The organism is Bradyrhizobium manausense (assembly GCF_018130615.1).
In the GTDB taxonomy this organism is placed as follows: Bacteria; Pseudomonadota; Alphaproteobacteria; order Rhizobiales; family Xanthobacteraceae; genus Bradyrhizobium; species Bradyrhizobium manausense_A.
Window position 1 is genome coordinate 116,423 of sequence record NZ_JAFCKB010000002.1, and the last position, 25,050, is coordinate 141,472.

Here is a 25,050-nt window from a genome sequence, read left to right on the forward strand (position 1 = left end):
CCGCGAGGCGGCCTTTCTTTGTTGCCGACCGGATGACGAGGGGCGCGTCACGTCGGCGCTGGTCGGCGGCTGCATCACGAAGAAACGCCGGCGGCTCTACTCACACTTTAAACATTTAATCGGATGCCGATCGGGCCGAATAAGCGGCGAAACCTCTAATTAAACTTGATTTAATCATTGAAATTGAGCAGCATTCAAAAAAATGCAGCAGGGAGTGGACGTCATGAAGTCACTCAAGGCCATGGTCACGGCGGCGGCTCTCGCTTTTGGCGCAATCTGTGCCAATCCGATTTCATCGGCGCATGCAGATATTATTTGGAATCTCAGTGATCTCCAGTTCGTCCTGCCGAATGGTTCATCGGACGGCGGAACGCTGAATGGCACGTTCGCCATCAACGTGTATGGCTACAACGGACCGGTCCACATTGTGACCACGACGGGTATCGCCATGACCGGCGATGTCTATACCGGTGTTTGGAATTCCAACATCAACAATCCGACCGATACGGTCACGATCTTCCTCTCGGATGGATTGGCTTACCAGCGGTACATCCAGCTGACATTCGCCAATCCACTGACTGTACCGGGCGTGGATGCGATCGTGGGCGGAGCTGGCGGCCAGTCGTTCGAGTGCAACAACTGGAGCTGCAGCGGCGGGATTCGCTACATCGCCGACGGCGCGGTTGCCATCTCGTCTGCTGTTCCCGAGCCCTCAAGCTGGGCGATGATGTGTTTGGGATTCGCCGCCGTGGGATTCCTGGCGTTTCAGCGAAAACGCAAAGTTGCGGTTGGCATTTGAGTCCGTCGCGACTGGGACTGCGCGAGGAAATCAAGTCGACTTGAATCCGCCGAGGGGTGGGGCGGGTGTGCGCTGCAAGCCTCCGCAGTCGTGAGAGCGGCTCCGGGCGTTTCCTCGAGGCAATGGTTTGCGAGGCCTTAGGCGTGGCCCTTGATCTCATAGTGGCCCGGCACGCATTTGTAGCGGTCGAGGCGCCAGTTGGCGTGATAGATCGGATGCTCGTCCATCCATTTTGCAAGCGGGGCCTGGGCGCCGATCGCACACTGCATCATCGAGATCTCGGGCGTCATGTTGCTGTCGGTCACGATTTCCTCGATGCAACTGCCTGAGCTGACTGCGCTCAGCCGGCAGAGCACGGCAACGACGGTCACGAACATTCCTGTCACCTCATCGGTAGTTTCAGACCACGAAGAGGATGCAAGCGGAGTGCCAGAGCCTGTGACACGAACAACACGCTGGCCTGGCCGACTCGACCCAGCGTCCGGAATCCATTTGGCGATTCGGATTGTAAAAAAATTGCCCCTAAACCGAAGCCGGACAATTACGGGGAACCGGAAAAGAAATGCCCGTAGGAATGCTGGATTCTAAGGGCTGTGCCGCGCCGGGGGCGCTTCACAGCCTCCTCGGAGCCGGTAGGCTCCGAAGTCGGCGGGCTCGCCAGTTTCGGAAACGCGAGGGCAGACCATGAAGGCACGACCGACCGGGGTGATCCCGCCAATGACGACGCCGTTCCGGAAAGACGGCGAGATCGACTATGAGCTCGTGGCGTCCCAGGTCGACTGGTTGATCGGCGCCGGCGCGCATGGCGTTGCGGCCGGTGGCTCGACCGGTGAGGGTCATACGCTCGACCACGAGGAATATCGCGACCTGATGGCAGCGACGGTGGAGGCGGTGAAGGGACGTATTCCCGTGATCGCCGGCATCATCGTGGACTCCACGCGCGATGCGATCCGCCGCGGCAAGCTGGTGCGTGACATGAATGTCGCAGCACTCCAGGTCACGCCGGTGCACTATCTGTTCAAGCCGGATGACGAGGCGATGGTGGCGCATTTCCGCGCCATGGCGGATGAGACCGGCATGCCCATCATCATCTACAACGTCGTGCCCTGGTCATACTTGTCGCCGGCGCTGCTGACGCGGATCATGACCGAGGTGCCGCTGGTGATCGGCGTCAAGCAAAGCGCGGGCGACCTCAAGCTGTTCGCGGACCTCATGATGATGGCGCCGGACAAGCTGATCTACAGTGCGGTCGATGCCCTGATGTATCCGTCCTACACGCTGGGGGCCCATGGCTCGATCGCTGCAATCCTGACTGCGGCGCCGCACGCCTCCGTGGCATTGTGGGATGCGGTGAAGGCGAGCGATCATCCACGCGCGCTCGAACTGCACAAGAAGCTGCTGACGCTGTGGAACGCCGTGATCGCCGATAATCTGCCGGCCTGCACGCGCTATGCGCAGACCCTTCAGGGCCTGCCCAGGACCTACCCACGTGCGCCGATGCCGGAACCCTCGCCAGCGCAGCAGGCCGCCACCCGCAAGGCGCTGGAAGCCCTCGGCGCCTTGAATGGGGCGAGGGTCGAAGCGGCCGAATAGTCCGCGCACCGAAATAACCCGGGCCAAAGAGAGCAGAGCCGATCCGCTTTTACGTGCGGATGCGGCGCTGCTACATTTCGCGCACGTCGCATGCGCGGCGCGCCAACGAGAAAGAAACAGGCCGACAAGGGGAGGGGCTGAAGTCCCATGAAGGAATTTGCTGGAAAGATCGCGGTCATCACCGGTGGCGGCACGGGCATGGGGCGGGAGCTCGCCCGGCAGCTCGTGGCCGAAGGTTGCAATGTTGCGATGTGCGACGTCTCGGAGGCTGCGATGGCGGAGACCAAGCGGCTCTGCGAGGTCGAGAAGCTGCCGCAGGGTCTGCGCGTCACGACGCATGTCGCCGACGTTTCGATCGAGGATCATCTCAAGCGCTTTCGCGATGAGCTCGCAGAGCAGCAGAAGACCGACAAGATCCACCTGCTGTTCAACAACGCCGGCATCGGCGGTGGCGGCAGCCTGTTCACCAACACGCGCGAGCAATGGGAGCGCACTTTCAACATCTGCTGGGGCGGCGTCTATCTCGGCGTGCGCACCTTCCTGCCGATGCTGGTCAAGGCCGACGAAGCCCACATCGTCAACACCGCGAGCGTCAACGGCTTCTGGGCCTCGATCGGCATGGGCCAGGCGCATACCGCCTACAGCTCGGCGAAGTTCGCGGTGAAGGGCTTTACCGAGGCGCTGATCAACGACCTCCGCCTGCACGCACCGCATGTCAAATGCTCGGTGGTAATGCCCGGCCACATCGGCACCTCGATCGTCTCCAATTCGCGCAAGGTGCAAAGCGGGGACGGATCGGAGCGTCTCAACGCCGACGAGATCGTGTTGACCCGCAAGCGGATGGTTGGGGCAGGCGTGCCAGATGCTGACAAAATGTCGGACGACGACATCCAGGCGGTCTTCGCCGAGCGTGCCCGCAGCTTCCTGGAGGATGCACCGACGACCGCGGCGCAGGCCGCCAAAATCATTCTCGATGGTGTGAAGGCGGAGCGTTGGCGTATCCTGGTCGGTGAGGACGCCAAGCGCCTCGATGAGCGCGTACGCGCGGCGCCGGAGCAGGCCTATGACCGTGCCTTCTACGAAAGTCTTGTCCAGGAGGTCGGCTGGCGGCTTGGCTGAGACCAGCAACGATCGCGCGCGCATGTGGGTATGATGATCATCATTGCAAGAGGTGCGCAGCTAATTTTGTTCGAGTCATTTTACTCGGGCAATTTTAGCCGTTCTCTCGCGCGAGTCTTCTTATGATGATACGGAATGTCACACATGCGACACGTGCCGTGCGTTCAAGCGATGGTGATCTCGAACGGGTCTCATTCGGCGCAAGCCAGCTTGGTTGGCGAACTGAAATAGTTTAGTCAATCAGGGGTAATACCACGACAGAGCGTCGCTCCGATGATACCCGCTTGCCTCTCCGACAACTTTATCCTCTGCCCGGAGAGAGAGGATATCTCCGCTGAATTCACGCGGCTGCTGACTGCGGCACAGGAGGGTGGCGCCACCATCGCCGAATGCCTGATGATCGCGCGGCAGCTGAAGCGCGACGACGAGCAATCCTGGCATCGTGAGTGGAAGAGGCTTGCGCAAGCCAACCGGCAGCGCGCCGAGGCGGCGTTTGCGGAAGGCCATCTGGCCACGGCGCAGCGCAACTGGCTGCGGGCGATGAACTACTACGGCGCGGCCGCGATGCCGCTCGATCCGGCCGATGAACGCCGCTGGGTCGCAGTGCTCGCGATGCAGGAATGCGCCCGGCGATTCGTCGCGGCGCGTAGGCCGGGCGGCGAAGTCGTGACCATTCCCTGGGTCGAAGGACATTCGTTGCGAGGTTACTTCTTGCCTGCGCCTGCGGCGAGCGGTCGCGCGCCGACGGTGATCTGTATTGGCGAGCCCGGTCATCGCAAGGAAGAGTTCTTGTCCAAGCTCGCGCCGCATGCGCGCGAGCGTGGGTTGTCGATGCTCGCGCTGGACCTGCTCGGCGACCAGCGTGACGACTACGCCGACATGCTAATGCAGCGCCGGGATCTCGAAAGCTCGGTTGGCTGCGCGATGGATTATCTGGAGCAGCGCGCGGATGTCGATTTCGGTCGCGTTGCGATCGTGGCGGACGGGTGGGGCTCTTCGTTTGTCGCGCGTGCCGTGCTGCAGGAGCCGCGTCTCGCCGCAGCCGTCTGTGACGGTGGCCTGTGGGACCTGCACGAGCGGTCGTTCTTTTCCAGCCGTTTTGCGATGCGCGACCTCAGCATCGTCCCGGTGCCGCAGGCGCCATTGATGGCCTCCAGCGCCGAATGTCCGGTGCTGATCACGCTCGGCGAGGACGGCTGGCTTAAGGCCGACCGGGCGCGTCAGATCGTGCAGAAATCCGCGCTCGGCAGCTCCGACATCGTGCTGAAGGTGTTCACAGCAGCGGAGACCGGCGCGGCACAGGCCCATGCCGACAATCCGAGCCTTGCCAACGAATACATCTTCGACTGGCTCGAATCGCGACTCGGTGCCGCCAGTCAGCGAATCTGAGCGCGGCCTCTCGGAAGCGGCTGCGCACTTCAGAAATCGAGGGAGATCCGGACGCAGGCTTTCTCAAGCCGGGTCTTCAGCGTTGCGAGCTTGGCCGTGAATTCCGTCAGCTCGTTTTCGTCGAACTCCTGGAAGACGAATTCGCGAATCGTCTTGTACTGCTCGTTGAGGCTCGCGATGTGCTTCTGCGTCTTTTCCACCAGCGACAGCCGCACCACGCGGGCGTCGGTCGGCGAGGGTCGGCGACGCAGCAGGCCCTTCTTCTCGAGCAGCTTGGATTGGGTGGTGACGAAGGACGGATCGACGTGGAGCAGCTTGGAGACCACGTTGACGGGCACGCCGTCGTCCTTGTCGAGGTCCGAAATCGCCATCAGGATCAGCCATTGCGGTCCGCTGATTCCGAGCGTCCTGGCCCAGAACTGACGCAGTTCCTCCAGGTGCATGTTGATCGACGATATCTCCCAGGTAAATCGCCTGATGATGTCGAGATTGCCGACGGAGCGGAGGCGCGCCCCTTCTTTCCTCGTCGCTGACACAGCGTCACTCCCGCAAACTGATGTCTTTCTGGCCGGTGTTCGCGGCCGCCATAGTCCACGCAAGTCTGCCCTGACGCAAGTGCAGGGCAGGGTAATTGTGTCACGGAAATTACAAATATGATCAGGTCAGGCTTTTTGGTTCAGGGCTGGTGTTGCGCAGCAGACACAGGATTAGTGAAACCACAAAGCTGATCTAATAAACTATTTTGATTAATGGATCGGTGCGTTCATATTGATTTCTGACGGTGGGGGGTTCTCGATCGTCCCGTTGCAGGTGGTTCGCTCACGTCCCTCGCGTCGAATGCGGGTACGTCCGAAAGCGCGAAGCGGCCGAGCGGATTTGAAGAGACGGGGATCTGGGGGGCCTCACGGTCCGGTCTCCGTAAAATGAGCAACTTGGAGGTTTTAAATGAAAGTGGTGAAGAGCCTTTTGCTCGGCACTGCGGCGGGTCTGATCGCCGTCGGTGGAGCTCAGGCGGCTGATCTTCCGGTCAAGGCCAAGGCGGTTGAATACGTGAAGATCTGCTCGCTGTACGGTGCAGGTTTCTACTACATTCCGGGCACCGACACCTGCGTCAAGCTGGGTGGCTACCTGCGCGCTGACGCCGTTCTTGGCGGCGCCGGCGACTATGGTTTCAACAACACCACGAGCAGTGCGAATGGTGGGTCAAACAACCGTCTGACCAACTATTACTATAGCCGCGCTCGTTTCGACCTCAACGTCGACACCCGTACGGCGACCGAATACGGCGTCGTTCGCACCTACGCTGACATGATTTTCAGCTATGATACGGCCAACGTCACCGGCAGCAGCCCGGCGGCGTTCTCGACCGGTGCGCCCACGCTCGGCCTCTACCATGCGTTCATCCAGTTCGCCGGCTTCACCTTCGGCCGCACGGTCTCGATCTTCGATGCCCCGTGGCAGAGCTATCCGGCTGGCGGTCCCGACAGCATTCCGGGCGGCAGCAACCACGTCAACGGCATCAACCAGGCTGCCTACACGGCTGACTTCGGCCAGGGCATCACGGGTTCGATCGCGTTGGAAGAGGAGACCACGGCGTCGAACGGCCAGTCGAACCTGTGGAACGCCAACGGTTTCGTGGCCTCCAGTGCCGTTAACGGTGCGGGTGCCATCGTGACCACTTCGGCTGCCGCAAACGCTGCCGCCGCCCTCATCCAGGGCAACTATGGCGTCAATGCCTGGGGGGGAACGCGCGTCCCCGATATCACGGGTGCGGTTCGTGTCGACCAGGCCTGGGGTCTCGCCCAGATCTCGGTTGCTGCGCATGATCTGCATCCTGGCTACTACGGCACGACGGAACCCAGCGGTCATCCGTCGGACAAGTGGGGCTGGGCTGTGCAGGGCTCGTTGTCGATCAAGAACATCCCGACTGGTGCGGGCGACAACATCAACCTGCAGGCCGTCTATACGGACGGTGCAACGCGTTACAATTTCCAGAGCCTGTTCCCGCAGAGCTTCTTCATGTTCAGCGGCAGCAGCTCCGGAGCGTATCAGAGCGTCGGTTTCGCCGGTCTTGCCGACGGCGTCTTCGGCACGGGTACCGGCATCGATACCGTCAAGACCTGGGGTCTCCGTGGTGCCTACACCCACAACTGGAGCCCGAACTGGGCGAGCGCCGTCTACGGCGGTTATGCCCAGCTGAAGTATGGCACGACGGGCAAGGCCCTGATCTGCAACAACTTCGCTACGATCGCGGTTGCCGGTTCGACTTGTAACCCGGACTTCAACTTCGGCGTCATCGGTGTCAACACCGTTTGGACTCCGGTCAAGAACCTGGCGTTCACTGCGGACCTGAGCTGGTCGCGTCTGGACCAGAAGTACTCTGGCGCCATCACTGCTCCGGCCATTTCCACCGCTGCCAAGCCGGGCGCCGTGTATGAGCTGAAGGACCAGAACTCGGTGAGCATGCTGCTGCGCGCTCAGCGCAACTTCTGATCAACGATCGCGCAAAGCGATCGGAGAGCCCCGGCGGGCAACCGCCGGGGCTTTTTCTTGATGAATCCCTGATTTTCAAACTCAGAGATCTCCTCCGCGAGCGACGAAGACGAGCTATGCGATTCGATCTCCACCAATTTTATTTACTTACCTGAGTTGCTCAGCTATATTCCGCTCAGCCGATTTCGAAAAGTTACGGCTCTTAGCTTCACGCTAAGCCTCCAAGAACCTCCGGTAGTGCCCTGCCGGAGGTTTTTCATTGTGGAGCAGGGGACGGTGGCTTTCAGCCGCGCATGATGCGCGCGCGCGAGTTCGGCTTGTAGGCGAGGCGGCTGTGGCCGGCGCAATAGGGCTGACCGTCGTGCGCGGCATTGCCGCAGAAGCAGAAATCCTCGGCCCCCGGCGTCGAGATCGGCCAACGGCAGTGGTTTTCGCCGAGCTCCATCAGCGAGCAGCGATTGGCCTCGTCGATCGGCCCGGTCGCGACGGGCGCGTCCGCGTCGCCGTAGATCGTGGCCAGCATTTCGAATTGCAACCGGGGCACCGCTTTCGGCGCGCGCGGCGCGGAATTCCTGTCCTGATTTCTGTCTTGCAGCCTGCGCTCGTCGGCCGAGCGGCCGCGCGTGAGATTGAGGCGCGACAGCTTCCCGATCACGGCGTTGCGGCTGACGCCGATGTCGGCGGCAATCTCGCGGCAGGACAGACCGGCCTCGAAGTGCTGCTTCAGAAGTTCAATTCGTTCGTTGGTCCAGGTCGGTGAGAGAACAGGCATTGTAACGGTCCCAGGTTGCGACAATCGACCAACCGCAGCTCGAGATCCGTCCGCTTCACGTTCGACGCGCGCTCACGTCCGGCCATTGTCGCGGATCGACAAAAGCCCGTCTTTGATGGCGAGACGGATGCCTTCCTCGATCAAGGTACGTGCGACGCCGGGAACGCTGGTGCCGTGGGTGCCCTGTCTCACCAACTTCTCCAGGTAGGTGATGGTCGAGAGCGCCAAGGTTACGGGAATGCGGTCAGTCTCGGCTTTTTCGGTGGCCATGGCCCGAACGCTAGCCTCTTACTCAGGTACATAAAAGTAACGATTAAGACTCTATTTAGGTTCGGGGGTGGAAGTCAAATCCGAGCTTCGGCCGCAGTTCAGCGCATTGGAATCGCTGGGAAAAAGACGCGACCGCGTGCGCCGCGCGGAAGTCCGGGCGGTGGTGTGGCGTCAGCGGACAGGGGATGCGGGCCAGGTTTCAGCCGTGCACGACCGCCTTTTCGATCATGCAATGGATACCCTTGGAGCCGTTGACGGTCTGGGTCACCCGCAAATCGGCCGCGAGACTGCACAGCGTATAGGCATCCTCGCGCGACAGGTTTCGCATCTCGCCAAGCAGCGCGATCATGTCGCGCAACGCCCGCACCGCGCATTGGTCGAGGTCGGGGTCCATCGCCATGGTCATGTAGTGGGTCGTCGTCTCCGCGCGCGGATAATTGAACCGCAGATCCTTGCGCAGCGTCAGCCGGAAACGGCCCGAGAGCGCCGTCTCGATCGCGGTGACGCAGACCTCGCCGTCGCCCTGCACGCCGTGACCGTCGCCGCAGGAGAACATCGCGCCCGGAACGAACACCGGCAGAAACAGCGTCGCGCCGGCGCCGAGCTCCTTGTTGTCGAGATTGCCGCCCATGGCGCGCGGAACGAGCGAGGAGATGCGGCCCCAGGCCGGCGGCGGCGAAACACCCATCACGCCGAAGAACGGCTTTAACGGCAGGTCGAGCCCCCACGGCATGCGGCCAACCATCCGTGTCCGGTCCAGCGGAATGTTGAGGATGCGCGTCTCGTGGAAATCGTCGGGCAGGGTGCCCGACAACGGCTTGATCAAATTCCAGCCCCAGTCCTGGCGGAGCTGGACGTCGAGAATCTCGACGGCGAGCACATCGCCGGGCTCGGCGCCTTCGACTGCGATCGGGCCGGTCAGGATGTGGCCGGGGAGCATGCGTTCGTTCTTGGCATGAACCTCGAACAGCTCCGGGGGAATGTGAAACTTGCTGCGGTCGGGCAGCATGTCCGGGCCGCCGCTGATGGTATCGATGGTCACCTCATCGCCGCTGGCGATGGTGAGGACGGGCTTGAGCGCGGCTTCAAAGAAGCCCCAATGGCAGGTTTCGGGGCTTGAATGCAGATGGTGATGGGTCATTTGCCGCGTCCGTCCGGTTTCATCAGCTCTCGTCGTGAGAACCTGTATGCCCGGGCTTGACCGGGCGATCGATCCTCTTTCAAAGGATTTCCGAAGATGGACGGGCCGGTCAAGCCCGGCACGGTCATTCCAGCGAGGCTCCCCTGTATTTCGTTCTCTCCAAGACTCTCGGCATTGCGTTGCTGCCGATCAATCTCCTGGTCGAGCTCGGGATCCTGTCGCTGCTGTTGATGGCGACGCGCCTTGCCGCACTCGCCCGCAAGCTTGCCGTGACCACGTTGGTCCTCCTGGCTCTGTCTGCGTTCTCGCCGCTCGGCAATCTCCTGCTGTATCCGCTGGAGTCGCGCTTTCCGCCATGGGACTCCTTGCGCGGGGCGCCCGACGGCATCATCGTGCTCGGCGGCTCCGTCGACACCGATCTGTCGGCGGCGCATCGCACGCCGGTCGTCGCACACGCGGCCGATCGCATGCTGGCGCCGGCCGAGCTCGCGCGGCGCTATCCGAACGCGCGTATCGTCTTCACCGGCGGCACGTCGAACCTGATCGCGACCGAGGCGAGGGAAGCCGACTATTCCGCGCCGATCCTGGAGAATCTCGGCATTCCGAAGCAGCGCATCATCCTCGAGCGCGACTCCCGCAACACCTGGGAGAATGCAATCTTCACGAAGCAATTGGTCGCACCGAAACCGGGCGAGCGGTGGCTGCTGGTCACGTCGGCCTTCCACATGCCGCGTTCGATCGGCGTCTTTCGCGAGGCCGGCTTTGACGTCGAAGCCTATCCCGTCGACTGGCGAATGGGCGGGCGCGACGAGCTTTTTGCCTTTGCGCGTAACGGACGGGACGGCCTCGAAAAGACCGACGTCGCGATGCGCGAATGGATCGGCCTCTTGGCGTACCGTGTCACGGGACGGACCCGCGAGTTGCTTCCGGGACCTGCCAAGGATTAGCTTAGAACAAGAGCAGCAACGGTGCGCAGTCACCGGCCCGGAGGACGCCATGCAGCAGCAGAATGCAGACAGGATCGATCTTGCCGGCCTCGTCGCCGATCTCAACAGCCTGTTGCGGCTGAAGACGACGGTGATCGGCATGAAGCTGTTCACGCAGGCCGCGGAGATGGAGGCTATCCCAAAAATCCGGCGGCCAAATGCGACCCACACCACGGATCAGATCGTCAGCATGGCCTCGCGGCTCGGCTGGACGGTCGGCATCACCGGTGACGATCTCGTCGGCGCACAGTGCCGCGCGGTGATTGGGCTCAGCCCCCAGGACGAGAAATGGCTTGCCGGCGAAAATTATGTCGGCGTCTGGCACGGCACCGCGGCGGATGCGCGCAAGCGCCAGGAGGCGCTGGATGTGGTTCCGTTCGGGCAATACCAGGCGCTCGCGGTCAGTCCGCTCGCGAGCGGCCGGCTCGATCCCCCCGACATCTGCCTCGTCTATGCGACGCCCGGCCAGATGATCATCCTGATCAACGGCCTGCAATATACCGGCTACAAGAAGTTTGAATGGGGCGTCGTGGGCGAGACCGCCTGCGCGGATTCCTGGGGGCGGGCGCTCAAGACCGGAGAGCCCAGCCTGTCCTTGCCATGCTATGCCGAACGGCGCTATGGCGGCGTGCCGGACGAGGAGATGCTGATGGCCCTGAAGCCTGCGCATCTCGCCAAGGCGATCGAGGGCATGAAGGCGCTGGCCAAGAACGGCCTGCGCTATCCGATTCCGCCCTATGGAATTCAAAGCGACGTCCGTGCCGGTATGGGCGTGAGTTACGCAAAGAAATAAAGGCCGATCATGAATTCTGCGAAGTTCGACATCGTTGTCTATGGTGCGACCGGTTTCACCGGTCAGCTCGTCGCCGAATATCTGGCGGCGCATTACAAGAACGACAAGCAGCTCAAATGGGCGATGGCGGGCCGCAGCCTAGACAAGCTGAAATCCGTGCGGGACGCTATCGGCGCGCCCGCGGATACCCCCTTGATCGTGGCCGATGCGGCCGATGCCGCCTCGCTGAAGGCGATGGCGGAGCGGACGATGTCGGTGATTACGACGGTCGGCCCCTATCAGCTCTATGGTGAGGCACTGCTCGCGGCCTGCGTCGCCACCGGCACGGATTATTTCGATCTCTGCGGTGAGCCGATCTGGATGCGGCAGATGATCGACAAGTACGAGGCGGCTGCGAAGGACAGCGGTGCGCGCATCGTGTTCTCCTGCGGGTTTGACTCCGTGCCGTTCGAGCTGGGTACGTTCTTCGTGCAGGAAGAGGCCAAGCGCGTGTTCGGCTCGCCCGCCGCGCGGGTGAAGGGTCGCGTGCGCGACATGCGCGGCACGCTCTCGGGCGGCACTGCGGCGAGCGCTAAGGCGACCTTCGATGCGGTCGCCAAGGACATGAGCCTGGTTGCGATCCTGAACGATCCGTTCGCGCTGACGCCGGGCTTTGCCGGCCCGAAGCAGCCGAAGGGCAACAGGTCGATCCTCGAGGAAGACCTGCAGTCCTGGGCCGCGCCGTTCATGATGGCGCTGATCAATACCCGCAACGTGCATCGCTCCAACATGCTGATGGGCTTTCCCTACGGCCAGGATTTTGTCTACGACGAGATGGTCTTGACCGGTCCCGGCGAGAAGGGCGAGGCCAACGCCAAGCGCGTGATGGCGGCCAATGCCGAGAAGACCGGTCCGGGCGCGCCGAAGCCGGGTGAGGGACCATCGAAGGAAGAGCGCGAGAACGGACTGTTCAATTTGCTCTATGTCGCGATCGCGCCCGACGGCCGCATGGTTCGCGCCGGTGTCACCGGCGATCGCGATCCCGGCTATGGCTCGACCTCGAAGATGATCTCCGAATGCGCGATCTGCATGCTGCATGATGCAACGGACGTTGCCGCCGGCTTCTGGACTCCGGGTGCAGCGATGCAACACAAACTGATCAAGCGGCTCGAGGAGAACGCCGGGCTGACGTTTAGGGTCGAACGGTAGCCGTGTCGTCGAAGTTCGACATCGTCCTCTACGGCGCAACCGGATATACCGGCCAACTCGTCGCTGAGTATCTCGCCGCGCAGTACGCGGGCGACAGTGTGCTGACCTGGGCGATGGCGGGGCGCAGCAGCGACAAGCTCGCCTCCGCTCGCGATGCGATCGGCGCACATGCGGACACGCCGCTCATTGTGGCAGACGCAGCTGATCCTGCGTCGCTTCGGGCCATGGTCGATCAGGCGAAGCTGGTCGTCACCACGGTCGGTCCCTACCAGCTCTACGGTTCCGATTTGCTTGGCGCCTGCGTCGCGTCGGGCACCGACTACATGGATCTCTGCGGCGAGCCGATCTGGCTGAAGCAGATGATCGACAGGCACGAAGTGGCGGCAAAGGCGAGCGGCGCGCGCATCATTTTCTCCTGTGGCTTCGATTCCATCCCGTTCGAGCTCGGTGCGTTCTTCGTGCAGGAGGAAGCAAGGCGCGTGTTCGGAGCACCAGTGCCCCGCGTCAAGGGACGCGTGCGCGACCTCAGCTGGAAGTTCTCCGGCGGCACTTCGGCTAGCGCGAGGGTCACCTTCGAAGCCGTTGCGCATGATCTCAGCCTGGTGTCGATCCTCAAGGACCCCTTCGCATTCACACCCGGCTTCGAGGGGCCGAAACAGCCGCGCGGCAACAAGCCCATTTTTGAGGAGGATCTGCAATCCTGGTCCGCCCCGTTCGCGATGGCGATGCTGAATACGCGCAATGTCCATCGCTCCAACATGCTGATGGGATTCCCCTATGGCCGGGATTTTGTCTACGACGAGATGGTGCTGACGGGGGCAGGCGACGAGGGCCAGGCCAACGCGAAGCTCGTGATGGCCGCCAATAGCGAAAAGACCGGCCCTCAAGCGCTCAAGCCCGGTGAAGGGCCGTCAAAGGAAGAGCGGGATAACGGTCATTACGATTTGCTCTACGTTGCGATCGCTCCCGACGGCCGTCAGGTGCGCGCGGCGGTGAAGGGCGATCTCGATCCCGGCTATGCGTCAACGGCGAAGATGGTTTCCGAATGCGCGGTTTGCCTGTTGCGCGACACGCCTGATGTTCCAGCGGGTCTCTGGACGCCGGGGGCAGCGATGCAGCACAAGTTGATCAAGCGGCTGGTCGATCATGCCGGGCTGATGTTTGCTGTAGAAGCATAGACGGCTGCATTACGAATGCTGTCATGCCCCGCGAAGGCGCATCCAGTACGCCGCGGCCTATCGTTTCGACCACTGCCGCCTCTGGAATACTGGATCGCTCGCCCCTGTGCGCAATTGCGCATTAGGCGGACGATGACACCGAGTTAGCCGTTACGCCGCGCGGGCATCATAGGCGTACATGAAGTCCATGCTCTTCGAGCCCAATGGCAACAGCCATTTCAGCATCTGATTTCTCATCCACGCGCCGGTGGCGCCAAACTCGCGCTTGCTGTTGCCGTTGCGCCGCGCGATGGCGACGATCTTCTCGGCGCGGGGGCGCCGCTCGGCCTCGAAAGCCTGGAATGTGGCGCCGAGCTCCTGGCCCTCCTGCATCAGTCGCGCAAGCCGCATCGCATCCTCCAGCGCGAGCGAGGCGCCTTGGCCGGCATGGGGGCTGGTCGCGTGCGCGGCATCACCGATCAGCAGCGAGCGCTTGCGCGACCAGGTCGGCAAGGTCGCGACGTCGAGCGTGTCGGTGACCACGATGTTCTCGGCCGCCTCGATTATGTCAGGAATCGGATCGTGCCAGCCGTGATGGAAACCGCGCAGATGCTGCTTCAGCGACTGTTGGTCGAGCGCGCGGACCATCGCGGCATCCATGCCATGCGCCGGCTGCGTGCTCCACCACATCACGCCGTCCTTCGGGTCCGGGCTGCAATAGCCGTAGCCGAAGAAGCCGCTCTGTCCGAACGTCGTCTCGACGTGTCGGCCAATCGCCCGGCCGTCCAGCACGGCGTGCGGCACGAAACCGCCGAAGCCGATCAGGCCGGTGTTGAAGGGCTTTGGCCCGTCCGGCACGACCTGGCGCCGCGCTATGGAATGCACGCCGTCGGCGCCGATCAGGAAGTCGCCCTCGGCGGTGGTGCCGTCGGCGAAATAGGCAATGATCGGCTGGTCGCCGCGATCCTCGATCTTGATCAGGCGCTTGTCGAAATAGAGCGAGACGCAGGCGCACCAGGCCTTGTCGATCAGAATCTCGTTCAGCGTGGCACGACAGACGTTGACCGCGGGCTGACCGAAGCGCCGCGCCATGTCGCGGTTGATCGAGCCGAGCCGCTCTCCGCCTTGCGAGTAGAAGTCGAAGGCCTCCGCGATCGAACCGCGGTTGATCAGCTCGTCCGCAAGGCCGATCTCGTCCATCACGTGCATGCCGTTCGGCGCGATCTGGAGGCCGCCGCCGATGCCCTTCGCGTAGGGCCACGCTTCGTAGATCGCAGATTCGATGCCGGCCCGGCGCAGCAGGATCGCGGCAACGGGCCCGGCGATGCCGGCGCCGATGATCAGGGCCTTGCGGGGACGATGAGGCATTGGCTTGCTCCCGACGTTTCCGTGGTGCTAGGAGGAATTACGGTCGCTAAATCTCTTAGAGACTAAGATATATATCAACTAAGATATGAGGTGAGCCTTGTCAAGGACAAAGGCGCGCGCGGCGTTGCTGGGGGAATTGGAAGAGGCGATGCGGCGGTCGTCCGCGCAGGGTGTGCTCTATGGGCAAACCGTTGCGAACGTGGCCGGAATTGCCAACTCCGACCTCGAATGCATGGACATTCTCTATCTCGAGGGGCGCGTGACCGCGGGCCGGCTCGCGGAGGTCACGGGACTGACGACCGGCGCCATCACCGGTGTGGTCGACCGGCTCGAGAAGGCGGGGCTGGTGCGCCGCGAGCGGGACGAGGCCGATCGCCGCAAGGTCTATATCGCCGTCGTGCCAGAAACCGCCATGAAGATCGGCCAGCTCTACGTGCCGATGCAGCAGGCGATGGAGAAGGTGTTCGATGCCTATTCAGACGAGGAACTGCGGCTGCTGCTGCGTTTCGCCAACGAAGGCTACAAGGGCGTGGTCGCCGCAACCACGGCGTTGAAGGGTCTGCTCGATACGCCGCCGGAGAAGCGCCCCGATCTCAAGCTGAAGAAGCGTCGTGGCTAAGGCGTTCTCGAGCGCAGCGGATAGCCGGTGCGCGTCAAGAACTTTGCCGTTCCGATTCCATCGGAATGGTCACGTCCTTGTAGGCCTGCGCCGCCGCGATCATGCCCCACATCGCGCCCAGCATCATCCAGAAGTGCCGCCAGTGGTCGGTATCGATCACGAAGCTTTCGCCGACGGTGCCGACAAAGGCCGAGAACACCGCGAGATAGGCGCGCTGCCAGGGCACGCGGACGAAGATGTGGCGGAAGCCTGTGATCACGGTGGTGAAGACCAGCGCGGGATAGCAGACGCCGGAGAGCCAGCCGCCGGACATGAAGGCGTTCAGATAGGAATTGTGGGTGTCTTCAGGGAAGAAGCGGTGGAACTGCAAGGGGCCGATGCCGAACGGCAGGTCGAGCGCCATCTCCGCACCCAAGATGTGCCGGCCGAAGCGGCCGAAGCGCCCTTCGTCGTAGCTCTGGTCGAAGCTCGCGCGCTGCTTGAACATTTCGGCGATGGAGTCGAATGACAGCAGCACAGCGATTAGCGCCAGGCCGAGGACCACGGCGACGATGGCCATGATGATGATGCGCGAGCGCTGCGCGTTGGTACGGCTGGTCAGCACCATCAGCGCCAGCATGAAGGCCGAGGTCAGCACCAGCCCGCCCCAGGCGGCGCGGGAGAAGGCGAGGAGGATCGCCAGCGACATGATGCTGAAGGCGACGACATTGCGGAAGGCCTTGGCGAACTTGTCCGAGACTACGCTCTGGAGCGCGAACAGTGCCGGCAGGATCAGGAAGGCACCGAGCACGTTCGGGTCCTTGAACGTGCCGCGTGCGCGCTCGTAGAGCGTCAGGAGATCGTGGCCGCCGGGAACGAGGTTGAAATAGCCGGCGATAGCCGAGAGCGAGGCAACCATCGCGCCGGCCACGAGGCCCCGGCGCAGCATGTCGAGCCGCGCTGCCGTGTCCTCGGAGGTGACCATGGCGAAGAACACCACGGTCACCGCCATGTACCAGGAGGTCGCGATCCAGCTTGCGACCTCCGACTGGTCGAGCAGCGGGATCGCGCTGATGGTGTAGCCGACATTGAGCAGGACGAGCGCCAACACCAGCGGCATCAGCACGAGCCTGAGCCGCAGGCCGGTCGCAAAGAAGGCGACGGTAGCGAGCAACGTCGCAATCTCGTAGGGGCTTGGCTCGATGAAGACGATCGCGCCGGATGCGCCGACCAGCCATACCAGCGCGCGCTGCAGGGCCAGCACGCCGGGCGCAGCCGGTGCGGCTATCTTCATTCCTCCGGCTGTCGCCGCATACGCCATCACACGCTCAAACTCTTACGCAACTCGCACGCCACAGACAGAGCTGTCATCGCCCGGGTTGACCGGGCGGATCCAGTACTCTGCGGCGCGCGTTGCGGAAAACGGCTGGCGCTGCGGCGTACTGGATGCCCCGCCTTCGCGAGGCATGACGGAAAGACTCAACTTAATACGCGTTCTCGTTCTTGGTCAGCAGCGAGATCGGCGTTTTCAGGAGAATGACGAGGTCGAACAGCACCGACCAGTTCTCGATGTAGTAGAGGTCGAACTCGACACGCTTCTGGATCTTCTCTTCATTGTCGATCTCACCGCGCCAGCCGTTGATCTGGGCCCAGCCGGTGATGCCGGGCTTGACGCGATGGCGGGCGAAATAGCCGTCGACGGCCTCGTCGAACAGGCGGCTCTGGAGCTTGCCCTGCACCGCGTGCGGACGCGGGCCGACGAGCGAGAGGTTGCCGGAGAACACCACGTTGAAGAGCTGCGGCAGCTCGTCGAGGCTGGTCTTGCGAATGAAGCGGCCGACGCGGGTGACGCGGGGATCGTTCTTGGTCACCACCTTCGAGGCGGTCGGGTCGGCCTGATGGTGATACATCGAGCGGAACTTGTAGACGTCGATGCGCTCATTGTTGAAGCCGAAACGCTTCTGGCGGAACAGGATGGGGCCGGGGCTGTCGAGCTTCACCGCCAGCGCGACCAGCGCCATCACAGGAAGCGCTGCGAGCAGCGCGAGGCTGCCGACGACGCGGTCGAACAGCCATTTCATCACCAGATCCCAGTCGGTGATCGGCGCCTCGAACACGTCGAGCGTCGGCACCTCGCCGAGATAGGAATAGGAGCGGGGACGGAAGCGCAGCTTGTTGGTGTGGGCGGAGAGACGAATGTCGACCGGCAGCACCCAGAGCTTCTTCAGCATCTCCAGGATGCGCGTCTCCGCCGAGATCGGCAGCGCGAACAACACGAGGTCGACGCGGGTGCGGCGGGCGAACTCGACGATGTCGTCGACCTTGCCGAGCTTGTGCGCGCCGGCGCAGGTGTCGAGCGCGCGGCTGTCGTTGCGGTCATCGAACACGCCGAGCACGTGGATATCGGAATCTTCATGCGCCTTCAGCGCCTCAACCAGCTGCTCGCCGTTGCTGTCGGAGCCGACGATGATGGTGCGGCGATCGAGCCGACCCTCGCGCGCCCAGTTGCGCACAAGCGAACGCAGGATGAGGCGTTCGACGATCAGAGCGGCGAAGCCGAGAACATAGAAGGCAGCGAGCCATACGCGCGAGGTGTCGCTGCCGAATTTGGCGAAGAAGGAGATGCCGATGAAGAGCAGGAAGACGAACGACCACGAGGAGATCATCCGCGTCATCTGCCGGAGGTGACCGCGGAACAGTTGCACCTGGTAGAGGTCGGCAGCCTGGAAGCAGACCACGGCGGCGACCGCCACGGCGACGATCTCCGCGGGATACACCCAGCTGAAGCCGGCGAGCGGCATCACGTAGCCGACATAGAGAGTGACGCCGACGAAGCTCAGCAACACGAAATCTGCTGCGCGCACGATGCCGGCGATCACGATCGGCGAATAGGCGCGGGCGACTTTCTGGTTGACGACTTCGAGTGCGGCCGGTGTCAGGCGGCGCCGTCTCTCGACAAAAGGTTGGTCAGCCGGCTTGGCCGCGGCGCTGGTCGCGGCATCGAGCATCGAGCGTGCGTTGAGCGGTTCCACGGGCGTCCACGTCCATTCCAAACACCCGTGGGCGCGGCCTTGCGCACCCCGGGCATGCATCCCCTGGCACTTCGATTATCGAACAAATCGGAAGATTCTCTAAAGCTGGCTTAAGGATGGTTAATGATTGGCAAATGCATCGCGGTAGCCCGCGAGCACGCCGTCGACCATCGCCTGCTGGGAGAAATGCGCCGAGATGCGCTCGCGCAAGGCGGATGCGCGCTGCGCGGTCGCCTCCGCGTCATCGAGTGCGGCCGCGATCGCCTCGGCCATGGCTTCGGCGTTGCTCGCCGCGAACAAAGCCGGGCTTTCGCTACCAAAAATCTCGGGGATGCCGCCGACGCGGGCCGCGATCATGGGGATGCCGGCCGCCCCCGCTTCGATCACGACATAGGGCATGGAATCGCCGCGCGAGGGAACAACGAGGAGCCGCCCCTTGGAGAAGCCGTAGCGCGCCTTGACGTGGCCGATGAAGCGGATCGCGCCTGTCAGGCCGAGCCCCGCGACCTGCGCTTTCAGCGCCGCCGTCTCCTCGCCGTCGCCGCCGAGCGTCAGCGTGACCATTTTGCCGCGTTCGTGCAGCAGCGCTACCGCAGCAACCAGGAGGTCTGCGCCCTTGATGTGCCTGAATTCGCCGACATAGGCGAGGTCGGTGGCGTCGTCGGCGACGACGACGGGTTCGAACTCTTCCGGGGTCACGCCGTTGAAGACGCAATGCACCACGCCCTTGGGCGTGCCGACGATCCGCTGGTAGGTATCGCGGGCAAACGCGCTTTCGAACAGGAATAGATCCGTCGCATCGATCAGCGTGCGCTCGAGGCGCGCGTAGAACTCACCCTTCAACGTGTTGAGCGGGTAGTGCAGCGAGCCGCCGTGCGGCGTGTAGATGCGGATGATGTCGTCGGCGCGCCGCCGCATGCGGACGAAGGCGCCGGCCTTGGCGCCGTGGCCGTGCATGACGTCGGGCTTGAGCTGGCCGATCAGGCGTCGCATGCGCAGCCAGACTAGAAAATCCTCGGGCGAAGGTTCGCGACGGATCGCGAGCCGATGCACGCCAAGCTTCAGCCGCGGCGCAAGCTCGGCCAGCGCCTTGTCCGCACGCTCGCCGCCGGTGAGGCTGTCGGCGAGAATCCCGACGTGATGGCCGCGATCGACCTGGCCGTTGGCAAGGTCGAGGATATGGCGGATGATGCCGCCGACGGGCGCGCGCACCGCGTGCAGGATACGAAGCGGCTGGTCAGGAGAGGGGGGCATGATCAAAACCAGCGCTCGACGGCGAATGCCGAACAATGTTCTCGAAATATCGAGATGGATTAAGGGGGCCTCGTGGTTAACAAACGGTGACCAATGCGCCCGTGCGGCCCGCCTGACGCAGTGATTAACCCAGCGGCAACCTTAATGGAGTGTAATCGGCCGCGTTGAGGCGCACGAGTGGCGTTGCCCTGCGGGAGTGTTCGATGCGTTTAGCGTTCTGGCGTGCCGGCAAAGCCAAGGCCGTCATCGAGCGGGCCGTTTCGAAGGCCAAGCTTGAGGCGAGGCCCGAAGCCAAGCCCCGGATTGAAGCCAAGCCTGCGCCGATTGCCGCCAAGCAGATGCCAGCCGAATCCGGTGACATCGATCTGCGTGCGCTCGGTGGCGCGCTCGCGCGCAAGCGCGGCTGGATCATCGTGCCGACGGTGCTGGCGCTCGTCGCATCCGTTGTCGTCGTCAATCTCATCACGCCGCGCTACAAGTCCGAGGCGCGTATTCTGATCGACGGTCGCGAAAACGTCTTCCTGCGGCCGAGCAGTGACCGCAGCACCGAGGAGCGGCAGGCGCTCGACCCCGAGGCCGTCACAAGCCAGGTGCAGCTCGTGCTGTCGCGCGATCTCGCGCGCGAGATCATCAAGAAGAACAGGCTTGCCGAGCGACCGGAGTTCGATCCGGTGTTGCAGGGCGTCTCTCCGCTGAAATCGCTGGCGGCGCTGGTCGGCATCGGCCGCGATCCGTTCTCGATGACGCCGGAAGAGCGCGTGCTCGATGCTTACTATGATCGTCTTCAGGCCTACGCCGTCGACAAGTCTCGCGTGATCGTCGTCGAATTCCAGTCGCAGGATCCGGAGCTCGCCGTTCGTGTCGCCAATTCGATCACCGAGGGCTATCTCGTGCTCCAGCAGGCCGCGCGCCAGGACCAGGCGCGCAATGCGAGCCAGTGGCTGGCGGGTGAGATCGAGAATTTGCGCAAGAAGGTCTCGGATGCGGAAGCTAAGGTCGAGGATTTCCGCTCCAAATCGTCGCTGTTCGTCGGCACCAACAACACCACGCTGTCGAACCAGCAGATGGGCGAGGTCAACACCCAGCTCAATAATGCGCGCGCGTTGAAGGCGGATGCCGAATCCAAGGCCCGGCTGATCCGCGAGATGCTCCAGAGCGGCAAGCCGATCGAGGCATCCGAGGTCGTGAACTCCGAACTGATGCGGCGTTTGTCGGAGCAGCGGGTGACGCTGCGGGCCCAGCTCGCCGAACAGTCGTCCACGCTGCTAGGCAATCATCCGCGGATCAAGGAATTGAAGGCGCAGCTTAGCGATCTCGACGGCCAAATCCGCGACGAGGCCGCCAAGATCTCGCGCTCGCTCGAAAACGACGCACGGATCGCGCGCGGACGGGTCGATGGCCTGACGACGAGCCTCGAGCAGCTCAAGAAGCAGGCGACCTCGACCAACGGCCAGGATGTCCAGCTGCGTGCGCTCGAGCGCGAGGCCAAGGCGCAGCGCGACCTGCTCGAGACCTATCTCGCCAAGTACCGCGAGGCGAATACGCGTGAGACCATCGATACCGCGCCGACGGAAGGCCGCATCATCTCGCGCGCCGTCGTCTCCAATACGCCGGCCTATCCGAAGAAGCTGCCAATCGTGCTGATCGCGACGCTGGCGACGCTGCTGCTTTCGTCCGGCCTCGTCGTCACCGGTGAGCTGTTGCGCCAGACCGCGCCGCGCGCCGTTGCCACGCTCACGCAGCCGGTGATTCGCTCAGAGCCGGTCGTCGATCCGGTCGAGGTCGATCCCACGCCGCTGCAGCCGGCGATGACGGCCAATGCCGATGTCAGCGAGTTCGCCGAGATCGGGCAGCTGGCCGACAGCTTGATTGCTGCAGGGGCGGGTGCGAAGAAGGTCACGGTGCTCGGCACCGCATCGGGCGATGCTATCACGCTGTCGACGCTGACGCTTGCCCGCCATCTGGCGCGCGACGCGCGCGTTGTCGTGGTCGACCTCGCCGCGTCGTCGCCGACGATCGCCGCGGTGTCCGTTGATCCGACCGCGCCCGGCCTTGCCGAGTTGATGCAGGGGCAGGCCTCGTTTGCGCAGGTCATCACGCGCGACAAGCTCTCGCGGCTGCATCTGGTCATGGCCGGACGTCCCGGCTTCGACCGCAGCCTGCTCCAGTCGCCGCGCGTGACACTCGCGATCGACGCCTTGCTACGCGCCTACGATCATGTACTCCTCGATGCCGGCAGCGCCTCCGATCTGCCGGCCGAACTGCTGACGGCGAATGCCCGCGCCGTCGTGGTGCCCGACGTCTCGATGGATGCAGATGCGCGAGCGCTGATGTGCGAGCAGCTCAAGGCCGTCGGCTTCAGCGAGGTGACGATGCTGAGCCGGCCCGTGCAGCCGTCGGATGCCGGTGAGACGCCGCCACGCGTGGTGGCGGCCTAGGCCGATCGTGGGCTGATCGAGCTCTCCGAAAGTCGGATCGGCTACCCGAATGCCTGGCGCAGGCGTCGCGCCAGATCGAACAGCATCTGGTTCTGCTTGACCAGGCGCTTGCCGTGATTGAGCGAGGACATCGCCATGGCAGCGAACCTGCCGCGTGAGGTCAGCGGGACGAAGCTGTCGAAGATGTCGTCGTCGTCCTTGCAGAACATGCGCTTGTAGTCGTCGGTGCCGATGCCGAGGTCGAGTGACCGGTAGCCGCGCTCGCCGTAGCGGTCGATGATGTAGCGCATCAGGATCAGGCCGGGACTGTAGCGGGCGTGCTCCGACATTGTGTAGGTGTTGAACATCATCGAGAAGCGCTGGCCGTCGGCAACTCCGGCGAAGATGGCGATCACTTCCTCGTCGCATTCCAGCGCGTGGATATCGATGACCCGGCCTTCGCTGCGCGGCGCAAGGCACGCGCTGCGGATGAACTGTTCGACGCCGGGTTCGGCGAAGACATTCGGCAGTTTCTGTTCCGCCATCCGCACCGGCTTGATGCGGAAGAACCAGTCGAGCAGGCGCGTGATGTCCGCGTCCGTCGTGGCAAGGTGGTAGCGATAGCCGGCGAGCGCCTGGAGCTTCTTTTCCTTGCTCTTCAGCCGGCGGCGGAAGGAGTTGCTGATCCGGGAGGTCGGTGGTCCACCTGGCTCCATCACCAGCAGCGGGCAGCCGTTGATGGCGGTCTGCTGCGGCAGCAGCGCGAATGGGTTCTGGTGGTCGTGCCAGCGCTTCGGCTGCTGCGTCAGCGCGAGAACGTCGGCTTGCTCGTGCAGCGGAGCGAAGAGCATGTCGAGATCGGTGGTGACGGCCTGTGCGGCGAACTCGGCGTTCCACAGTCCCATGTTGAAGGTCGGGTGCTTGCCGCCCATGAAGCAGGCCGTGCGCACGCCGTGCCCCTGGCGCAGCGCGAGCGGAAGCAGCGCGAGCGGCCGGTGCTCGGCATCGCGGGCAATCACGACGAAGGGACGGGCGCCTTCGCGTTCGCCGACCGATCGTTGCCAGGAGCCCAGGAGATCGAAACGCTGATAGGGCGTGAACAGGTGTCCGGGCTCCTCGAGCGCGCGCCAGACCGGCTCGGCCGCGGCGAGATCGCCGACGATGTCGACATGCGCGATGCAGTTCGCTTTGGGCCGCGTCGGCGAGTCTGCCGTTCGGCTTTGCATCGCCGCAGCCATGGTCATCCGCGAAACCTGTCGAGAGAACGAAAAATACGTAATTCGGCCCGTGGCCAACCTTTGCAAAGAAATGTCAACAAAGGGTAATGAGAATGAACGAGGGAACGGGCCGCCGGCGAGCGCGAAGGTGGGATATTGGCATCCGACGACAGATGGCTGGACCGGTTGCGGCTCGAACTCGCCTGGTTCACCGGCCAGCCCTTGCTGCGCAGCCGTGGTGCAGGCGCCATCCTGCGCTTCGAGCGCGTGCGGCCGCGGCGGGGCGGTGCGTTCCAGCCGCTGCGCGAAAACGAGATCACACCGCAATTTCTCGATCGTGCCATTCGCGCGCTGAAGCGCTGGAATTATGATTTTCTCGGCATGGAGGAGGTCTGCCGGCGCGCGGTGACGTTGCCGGAGAAGCGGCGCTTCGTGGCGCTCACCTTCGACGGTGCGCCTAAGGACCTCATCAGCTTTGCCTATCCCGTGCTGGCGCGCCACGGCGTACCGTTTACGCTCTATGTTCCGACCGCGTTTCCCGATGGCGTCGGCAAGGCGTGGTGGCTCGGGCTCGAGCAGGTGATCGCGCGCGAGAGCCGGATCAGCCTGATGATGGGCGACAAGGAGCAGCGCTTCACCGTCACCGGCAATGCCGAGAAGCAGGCGTTGTTCTCGCATCTCGCGGACTGGCTACGCTCGCTGCCCCCAGCGGATCTATCGGCTGCGATCGCCGATCTCTGCACGCGCTACCGCGTCGATCTCGCTGCGCTGTCGCGCGAGGCGTCGATGAACTGGGAGGATCTCACCAAGCTTGCCGCCGATCCGCTCGTGACGATCGGCAGTGCGACCGTGAACTATCCCGTTCTCGCCAACATGAAGGACGGCGCTGCTCTGCGCGAGATGGCGATGGGCAAGGCGGTGGCGGAAGCCGCTTTCCGCCGCGAGATCAGGCATCTGGCGTTTCCGCTCGGCGATCGCGCCTCGTTCCGGCGCAGCCACGTCGTGATGGCAGAGGAGGCCGGCTTTGCCAGCGCGGTGTCGACAATCCCCGGCATCGTCGATGCGGAAGGTCGCACCAATCTGCGCGCGCTGCCGCGGATTGCCTGGGACGGACGGGTGCGCTCGTTGCGGATGATGCGGGTGCTGGTGTCCGGTGTTGCCTTTGCACCGGTGAAGCCGACGGGCAGCGTTACGAGCTAGATTTGGTCCGGTCCGGCCGCTGCATCCAGCTCACGATCGGCATCGCCGGCAGCACCCAGCCCATGCCGACCACCACATAATAGATCGCCTGCCGCCAGCCGGACTCGGCGATCCACGGCATCTGCGCCAGCGCCATGCCGAGCAGGGCCCAGACGGTGGCCAGCACCAGGAGCAGAATGGCGCCGAGGAACTTGCGGGTGCGGATCGTCATGGCGGACTATTGCGGCTTTCGCGTAACTTGCGCTGCGGGAGCGGGGGACTATA

The 25,050-nt window shown here is 63.5% G+C and carries 22 protein-coding genes and 1 pseudogene; 12 read left to right on the plus strand and 11 right to left on the minus strand.

Annotated elements, in window-relative coordinates:
* Positions 1-697 precede the first annotated feature (697 nt).
* Positions 698-799 (plus strand): annotated as a pseudogene (locus JQ587_RS37120) (PEPxxWA-CTERM sorting domain-containing protein); the annotation flags it as partial.
* 137 nt (positions 800-936) lie between these two features.
* On the opposite strand, the gene JQ587_RS04245 reads toward JQ587_RS37120, so the two are convergent.
* A complete protein-coding gene (locus tag JQ587_RS04245) occupies positions 937-1,176 on the minus strand; it encodes a hypothetical protein (protein ID WP_212301007.1) in 240 nt (79 codons plus the stop codon).
* 307 nt (positions 1,177-1,483) lie between these two features.
* Here JQ587_RS04245 and JQ587_RS04250 point away from each other — a divergent pair, with 307 nt between their 5' ends.
* From JQ587_RS04250 to JQ587_RS04260, 3 genes are all read left to right on the plus strand, one after another.
* On the plus strand, positions 1,484-2,392 hold the full coding sequence (locus JQ587_RS04250) for a dihydrodipicolinate synthase family protein (protein WP_212301006.1): 909 nt from the start codon (positions 1,484-1,486) through the stop codon (positions 2,390-2,392).
* A 147-nt stretch (positions 2,393-2,539) separates the two neighbouring features.
* A complete protein-coding gene (locus JQ587_RS04255) occupies positions 2,540-3,511 on the plus strand; it encodes an SDR family NAD(P)-dependent oxidoreductase (RefSeq protein WP_212424495.1) in 972 nt (323 codons plus the stop codon).
* 273 nt (positions 3,512-3,784) lie between these two features.
* The gene (locus tag JQ587_RS04260; protein WP_212424496.1) at positions 3,785-4,900 is read left to right on the plus strand and encodes an alpha/beta hydrolase family protein; all 1,116 of its coding nucleotides are present in this window, start codon (positions 3,785-3,787) and stop codon (positions 4,898-4,900) included.
* 29 nt (positions 4,901-4,929) lie between these two features.
* Here the strand turns inward: JQ587_RS04260 and JQ587_RS04265 are convergent, their stop codons facing one another.
* Complete coding sequence (locus JQ587_RS04265) at positions 4,930-5,436, minus strand: MarR family winged helix-turn-helix transcriptional regulator (RefSeq protein WP_212301003.1); 507 nt, start codon at positions 5,434-5,436, stop codon at positions 4,930-4,932.
* Between the two features lie 409 nt (positions 5,437-5,845).
* Between JQ587_RS04265 and JQ587_RS04270 the strand changes: the two genes are divergently transcribed.
* Positions 5,846-7,393, plus strand: a complete 1,548-nt coding sequence (locus JQ587_RS04270; RefSeq protein WP_212301002.1) for a porin — start codon at positions 5,846-5,848, stop codon at positions 7,391-7,393.
* A gap of 283 nt (positions 7,394-7,676) precedes the next feature.
* On the opposite strand, the gene JQ587_RS04275 is transcribed toward JQ587_RS04270, so the two are convergent.
* The 3 genes from JQ587_RS04275 to JQ587_RS04285 form a co-directional block, all read right to left on the minus strand.
* Entirely contained in the window at positions 7,677-8,165 is a 489-nt protein-coding gene (locus tag JQ587_RS04275; RefSeq protein ID WP_212424497.1) for a GcrA family cell cycle regulator, read from the minus strand.
* A 72-nt stretch (positions 8,166-8,237) separates the two neighbouring features.
* A complete protein-coding gene (locus tag JQ587_RS04280) occupies positions 8,238-8,435 on the minus strand; it encodes a hypothetical protein (protein WP_007603456.1) in 198 nt (65 codons plus the stop codon).
* Positions 8,436-8,634: 199 nt separating this feature from the next.
* Entirely contained in the window at positions 8,635-9,576 is a 942-nt protein-coding gene (locus JQ587_RS04285; RefSeq protein WP_212301000.1) for an acetamidase/formamidase family protein, read from the minus strand.
* Positions 9,577-9,755: 179 nt separating this feature from the next.
* Between JQ587_RS04285 and JQ587_RS04290 the strand changes: the two genes are divergently transcribed.
* Genes JQ587_RS04290 through JQ587_RS04305 form a run of 4 tightly spaced genes read left to right on the plus strand, consistent with a single transcriptional unit; the run spans position 9,756 to position 13,721 of the window.
* Complete coding sequence (locus JQ587_RS04290) at positions 9,756-10,523, plus strand: YdcF family protein (RefSeq protein ID WP_212301125.1); 768 nt, start codon at positions 9,756-9,758, stop codon at positions 10,521-10,523.
* Between the two features lie 49 nt (positions 10,524-10,572).
* Positions 10,573-11,355 (plus strand): DUF169 domain-containing protein, encoded by a 783-nt coding sequence (locus JQ587_RS04295; protein WP_212424498.1) that lies wholly within the window; start codon positions 10,573-10,575, stop codon positions 11,353-11,355.
* Positions 11,356-11,364: 9 nt separating this feature from the next.
* Complete coding sequence (locus JQ587_RS04300; RefSeq protein ID WP_212424499.1) at positions 11,365-12,543, plus strand: saccharopine dehydrogenase family protein; 1,179 nt, start codon at positions 11,365-11,367, stop codon at positions 12,541-12,543.
* Between the two features lie 2 nt (positions 12,544-12,545).
* The gene (locus tag JQ587_RS04305) at positions 12,546-13,721 is read left to right on the plus strand and encodes a saccharopine dehydrogenase family protein (RefSeq protein WP_212424500.1); all 1,176 of its coding nucleotides are present in this window, start codon (positions 12,546-12,548) and stop codon (positions 13,719-13,721) included.
* Positions 13,722-13,871: 150 nt separating this feature from the next.
* Here the strand turns inward: JQ587_RS04305 and JQ587_RS04310 are convergent, their stop codons facing one another.
* Positions 13,872-15,068, minus strand: coding sequence for an FAD-dependent monooxygenase (locus tag JQ587_RS04310; RefSeq protein WP_212424501.1), 1,197 nt, complete (start codon positions 15,066-15,068; stop codon positions 13,872-13,874).
* 148 nt (positions 15,069-15,216) lie between these two features.
* On the opposite strand from JQ587_RS04310, the gene JQ587_RS04315 reads away from it, so the two are divergent.
* Positions 15,217-15,687: a MarR family transcriptional regulator gene (locus JQ587_RS04315; RefSeq protein WP_212424739.1), complete on the plus strand. Its 471-nt coding sequence runs from the start codon at positions 15,217-15,219 to the stop codon at positions 15,685-15,687.
* A gap of 34 nt (positions 15,688-15,721) precedes the next feature.
* Here JQ587_RS04315 and JQ587_RS04320 read toward each other — a convergent pair whose 3' ends face one another.
* From JQ587_RS04320 to JQ587_RS04330, 3 genes are all read right to left on the minus strand, one after another.
* Positions 15,722-16,987, minus strand: a complete 1,266-nt coding sequence (locus JQ587_RS04320) for an O-antigen ligase family protein (protein ID WP_212424502.1) — start codon at positions 16,985-16,987, stop codon at positions 15,722-15,724.
* Between the two features lie 163 nt (positions 16,988-17,150).
* Positions 17,151-18,698, minus strand: a complete 1,548-nt coding sequence (locus tag JQ587_RS04325; protein ID WP_212424503.1) for an undecaprenyl-phosphate glucose phosphotransferase — start codon at positions 18,696-18,698, stop codon at positions 17,151-17,153.
* A gap of 120 nt (positions 18,699-18,818) precedes the next feature.
* A complete protein-coding gene (locus tag JQ587_RS04330) occupies positions 18,819-19,952 on the minus strand; it encodes a glycosyltransferase family 4 protein (RefSeq protein WP_212424504.1) in 1,134 nt (377 codons plus the stop codon).
* Positions 19,953-20,155: 203 nt separating this feature from the next.
* Between JQ587_RS04330 and JQ587_RS04335 the strand changes: the two genes are divergently transcribed.
* A complete protein-coding gene (locus tag JQ587_RS04335; protein ID WP_212424505.1) occupies positions 20,156-22,390 on the plus strand; it encodes a GumC family protein in 2,235 nt (744 codons plus the stop codon).
* Positions 22,391-22,431: 41 nt separating this feature from the next.
* Here JQ587_RS04335 and JQ587_RS04340 read toward each other — a convergent pair whose 3' ends face one another.
* The gene (locus JQ587_RS04340; RefSeq protein ID WP_212424506.1) at positions 22,432-23,613 is read right to left on the minus strand and encodes a GNAT family N-acetyltransferase; all 1,182 of its coding nucleotides are present in this window, start codon (positions 23,611-23,613) and stop codon (positions 22,432-22,434) included.
* A 129-nt stretch (positions 23,614-23,742) separates the two neighbouring features.
* Between JQ587_RS04340 and JQ587_RS04345 the strand changes: the two genes are divergently transcribed.
* The gene (locus JQ587_RS04345) at positions 23,743-24,786 is read left to right on the plus strand and encodes a polysaccharide deacetylase family protein (RefSeq protein ID WP_212424507.1); all 1,044 of its coding nucleotides are present in this window, start codon (positions 23,743-23,745) and stop codon (positions 24,784-24,786) included.
* On the opposite strand, the gene JQ587_RS04350 is transcribed toward JQ587_RS04345, so the two are convergent.
* Positions 24,776-24,997 carry a DUF2842 domain-containing protein gene (locus JQ587_RS04350; protein WP_212424508.1) on the minus strand — a complete coding sequence of 74 codons (222 nt, stop codon included), beginning with the start codon at positions 24,995-24,997 and terminating at the stop codon, positions 24,776-24,778. The genes JQ587_RS04345 and JQ587_RS04350 overlap by 11 nt on opposite strands.
* Between the last annotated feature and the right edge of the window lie 53 nt (positions 24,998-25,050).

Bases quoted from the DNA above. Each gene is read 5' to 3' on its own strand.
- JQ587_RS04270 (WP_212301002.1), top strand. From the start codon at position 5,846: ATGAAAGTGGTGAAGAGCCTTTTGCTCGGCACTGCGGCGGGTCTGATC.
- JQ587_RS04300 (WP_212424499.1), top strand. From the start codon at position 11,365: ATGAATTCTGCGAAGTTCGACATCGTTGTCTATGGTGCGACCGGTTTC.
- JQ587_RS04275 (WP_212424497.1), bottom strand. From the start codon at position 8,165: ATGCCTGTTCTCTCACCGACCTGGACCAACGAACGAATTGAACTTCTG.
- JQ587_RS04335 (WP_212424505.1), top strand. From the start codon at position 20,156: ATGCGTTTAGCGTTCTGGCGTGCCGGCAAAGCCAAGGCCGTCATCGAG.
- JQ587_RS04340 (WP_212424506.1), bottom strand. From the start codon at position 23,613: ATGACCATGGCTGCGGCGATGCAAAGCCGAACGGCAGACTCGCCGACG.
- JQ587_RS04280 (WP_007603456.1), bottom strand. From the start codon at position 8,435: ATGGCCACCGAAAAAGCCGAGACTGACCGCATTCCCGTAACCTTGGCG.
- JQ587_RS04330 (WP_212424504.1), bottom strand. From the start codon at position 19,952: ATGCCCCCCTCTCCTGACCAGCCGCTTCGTATCCTGCACGCGGTGCGC.
- JQ587_RS04315 (WP_212424739.1), top strand. From the start codon at position 15,217: ATGCGGCGGTCGTCCGCGCAGGGTGTGCTCTATGGGCAAACCGTTGCG.
- JQ587_RS04320 (WP_212424502.1), bottom strand. From the start codon at position 16,987: ATGGCGTATGCGGCGACAGCCGGAGGAATGAAGATAGCCGCACCGGCT.
- JQ587_RS04350 (WP_212424508.1), bottom strand. From the start codon at position 24,997: ATGACGATCCGCACCCGCAAGTTCCTCGGCGCCATTCTGCTCCTGGTG.
- JQ587_RS04255 (WP_212424495.1), top strand. From the start codon at position 2,540: ATGAAGGAATTTGCTGGAAAGATCGCGGTCATCACCGGTGGCGGCACG.
- JQ587_RS04310 (WP_212424501.1), bottom strand. From the start codon at position 15,068: ATGCCTCATCGTCCCCGCAAGGCCCTGATCATCGGCGCCGGCATCGCC.
- JQ587_RS04260 (WP_212424496.1), top strand. From the start codon at position 3,785: ATGATACCCGCTTGCCTCTCCGACAACTTTATCCTCTGCCCGGAGAGA.
- JQ587_RS04285 (WP_212301000.1), bottom strand. From the start codon at position 9,576: ATGACCCATCACCATCTGCATTCAAGCCCCGAAACCTGCCATTGGGGC.
- JQ587_RS04250 (WP_212301006.1), top strand. From the start codon at position 1,484: ATGAAGGCACGACCGACCGGGGTGATCCCGCCAATGACGACGCCGTTC.
- JQ587_RS04245 (WP_212301007.1), bottom strand. From the start codon at position 1,176: ATGTTCGTGACCGTCGTTGCCGTGCTCTGCCGGCTGAGCGCAGTCAGC.
- JQ587_RS04295 (WP_212424498.1), top strand. From the start codon at position 10,573: ATGCAGCAGCAGAATGCAGACAGGATCGATCTTGCCGGCCTCGTCGCC.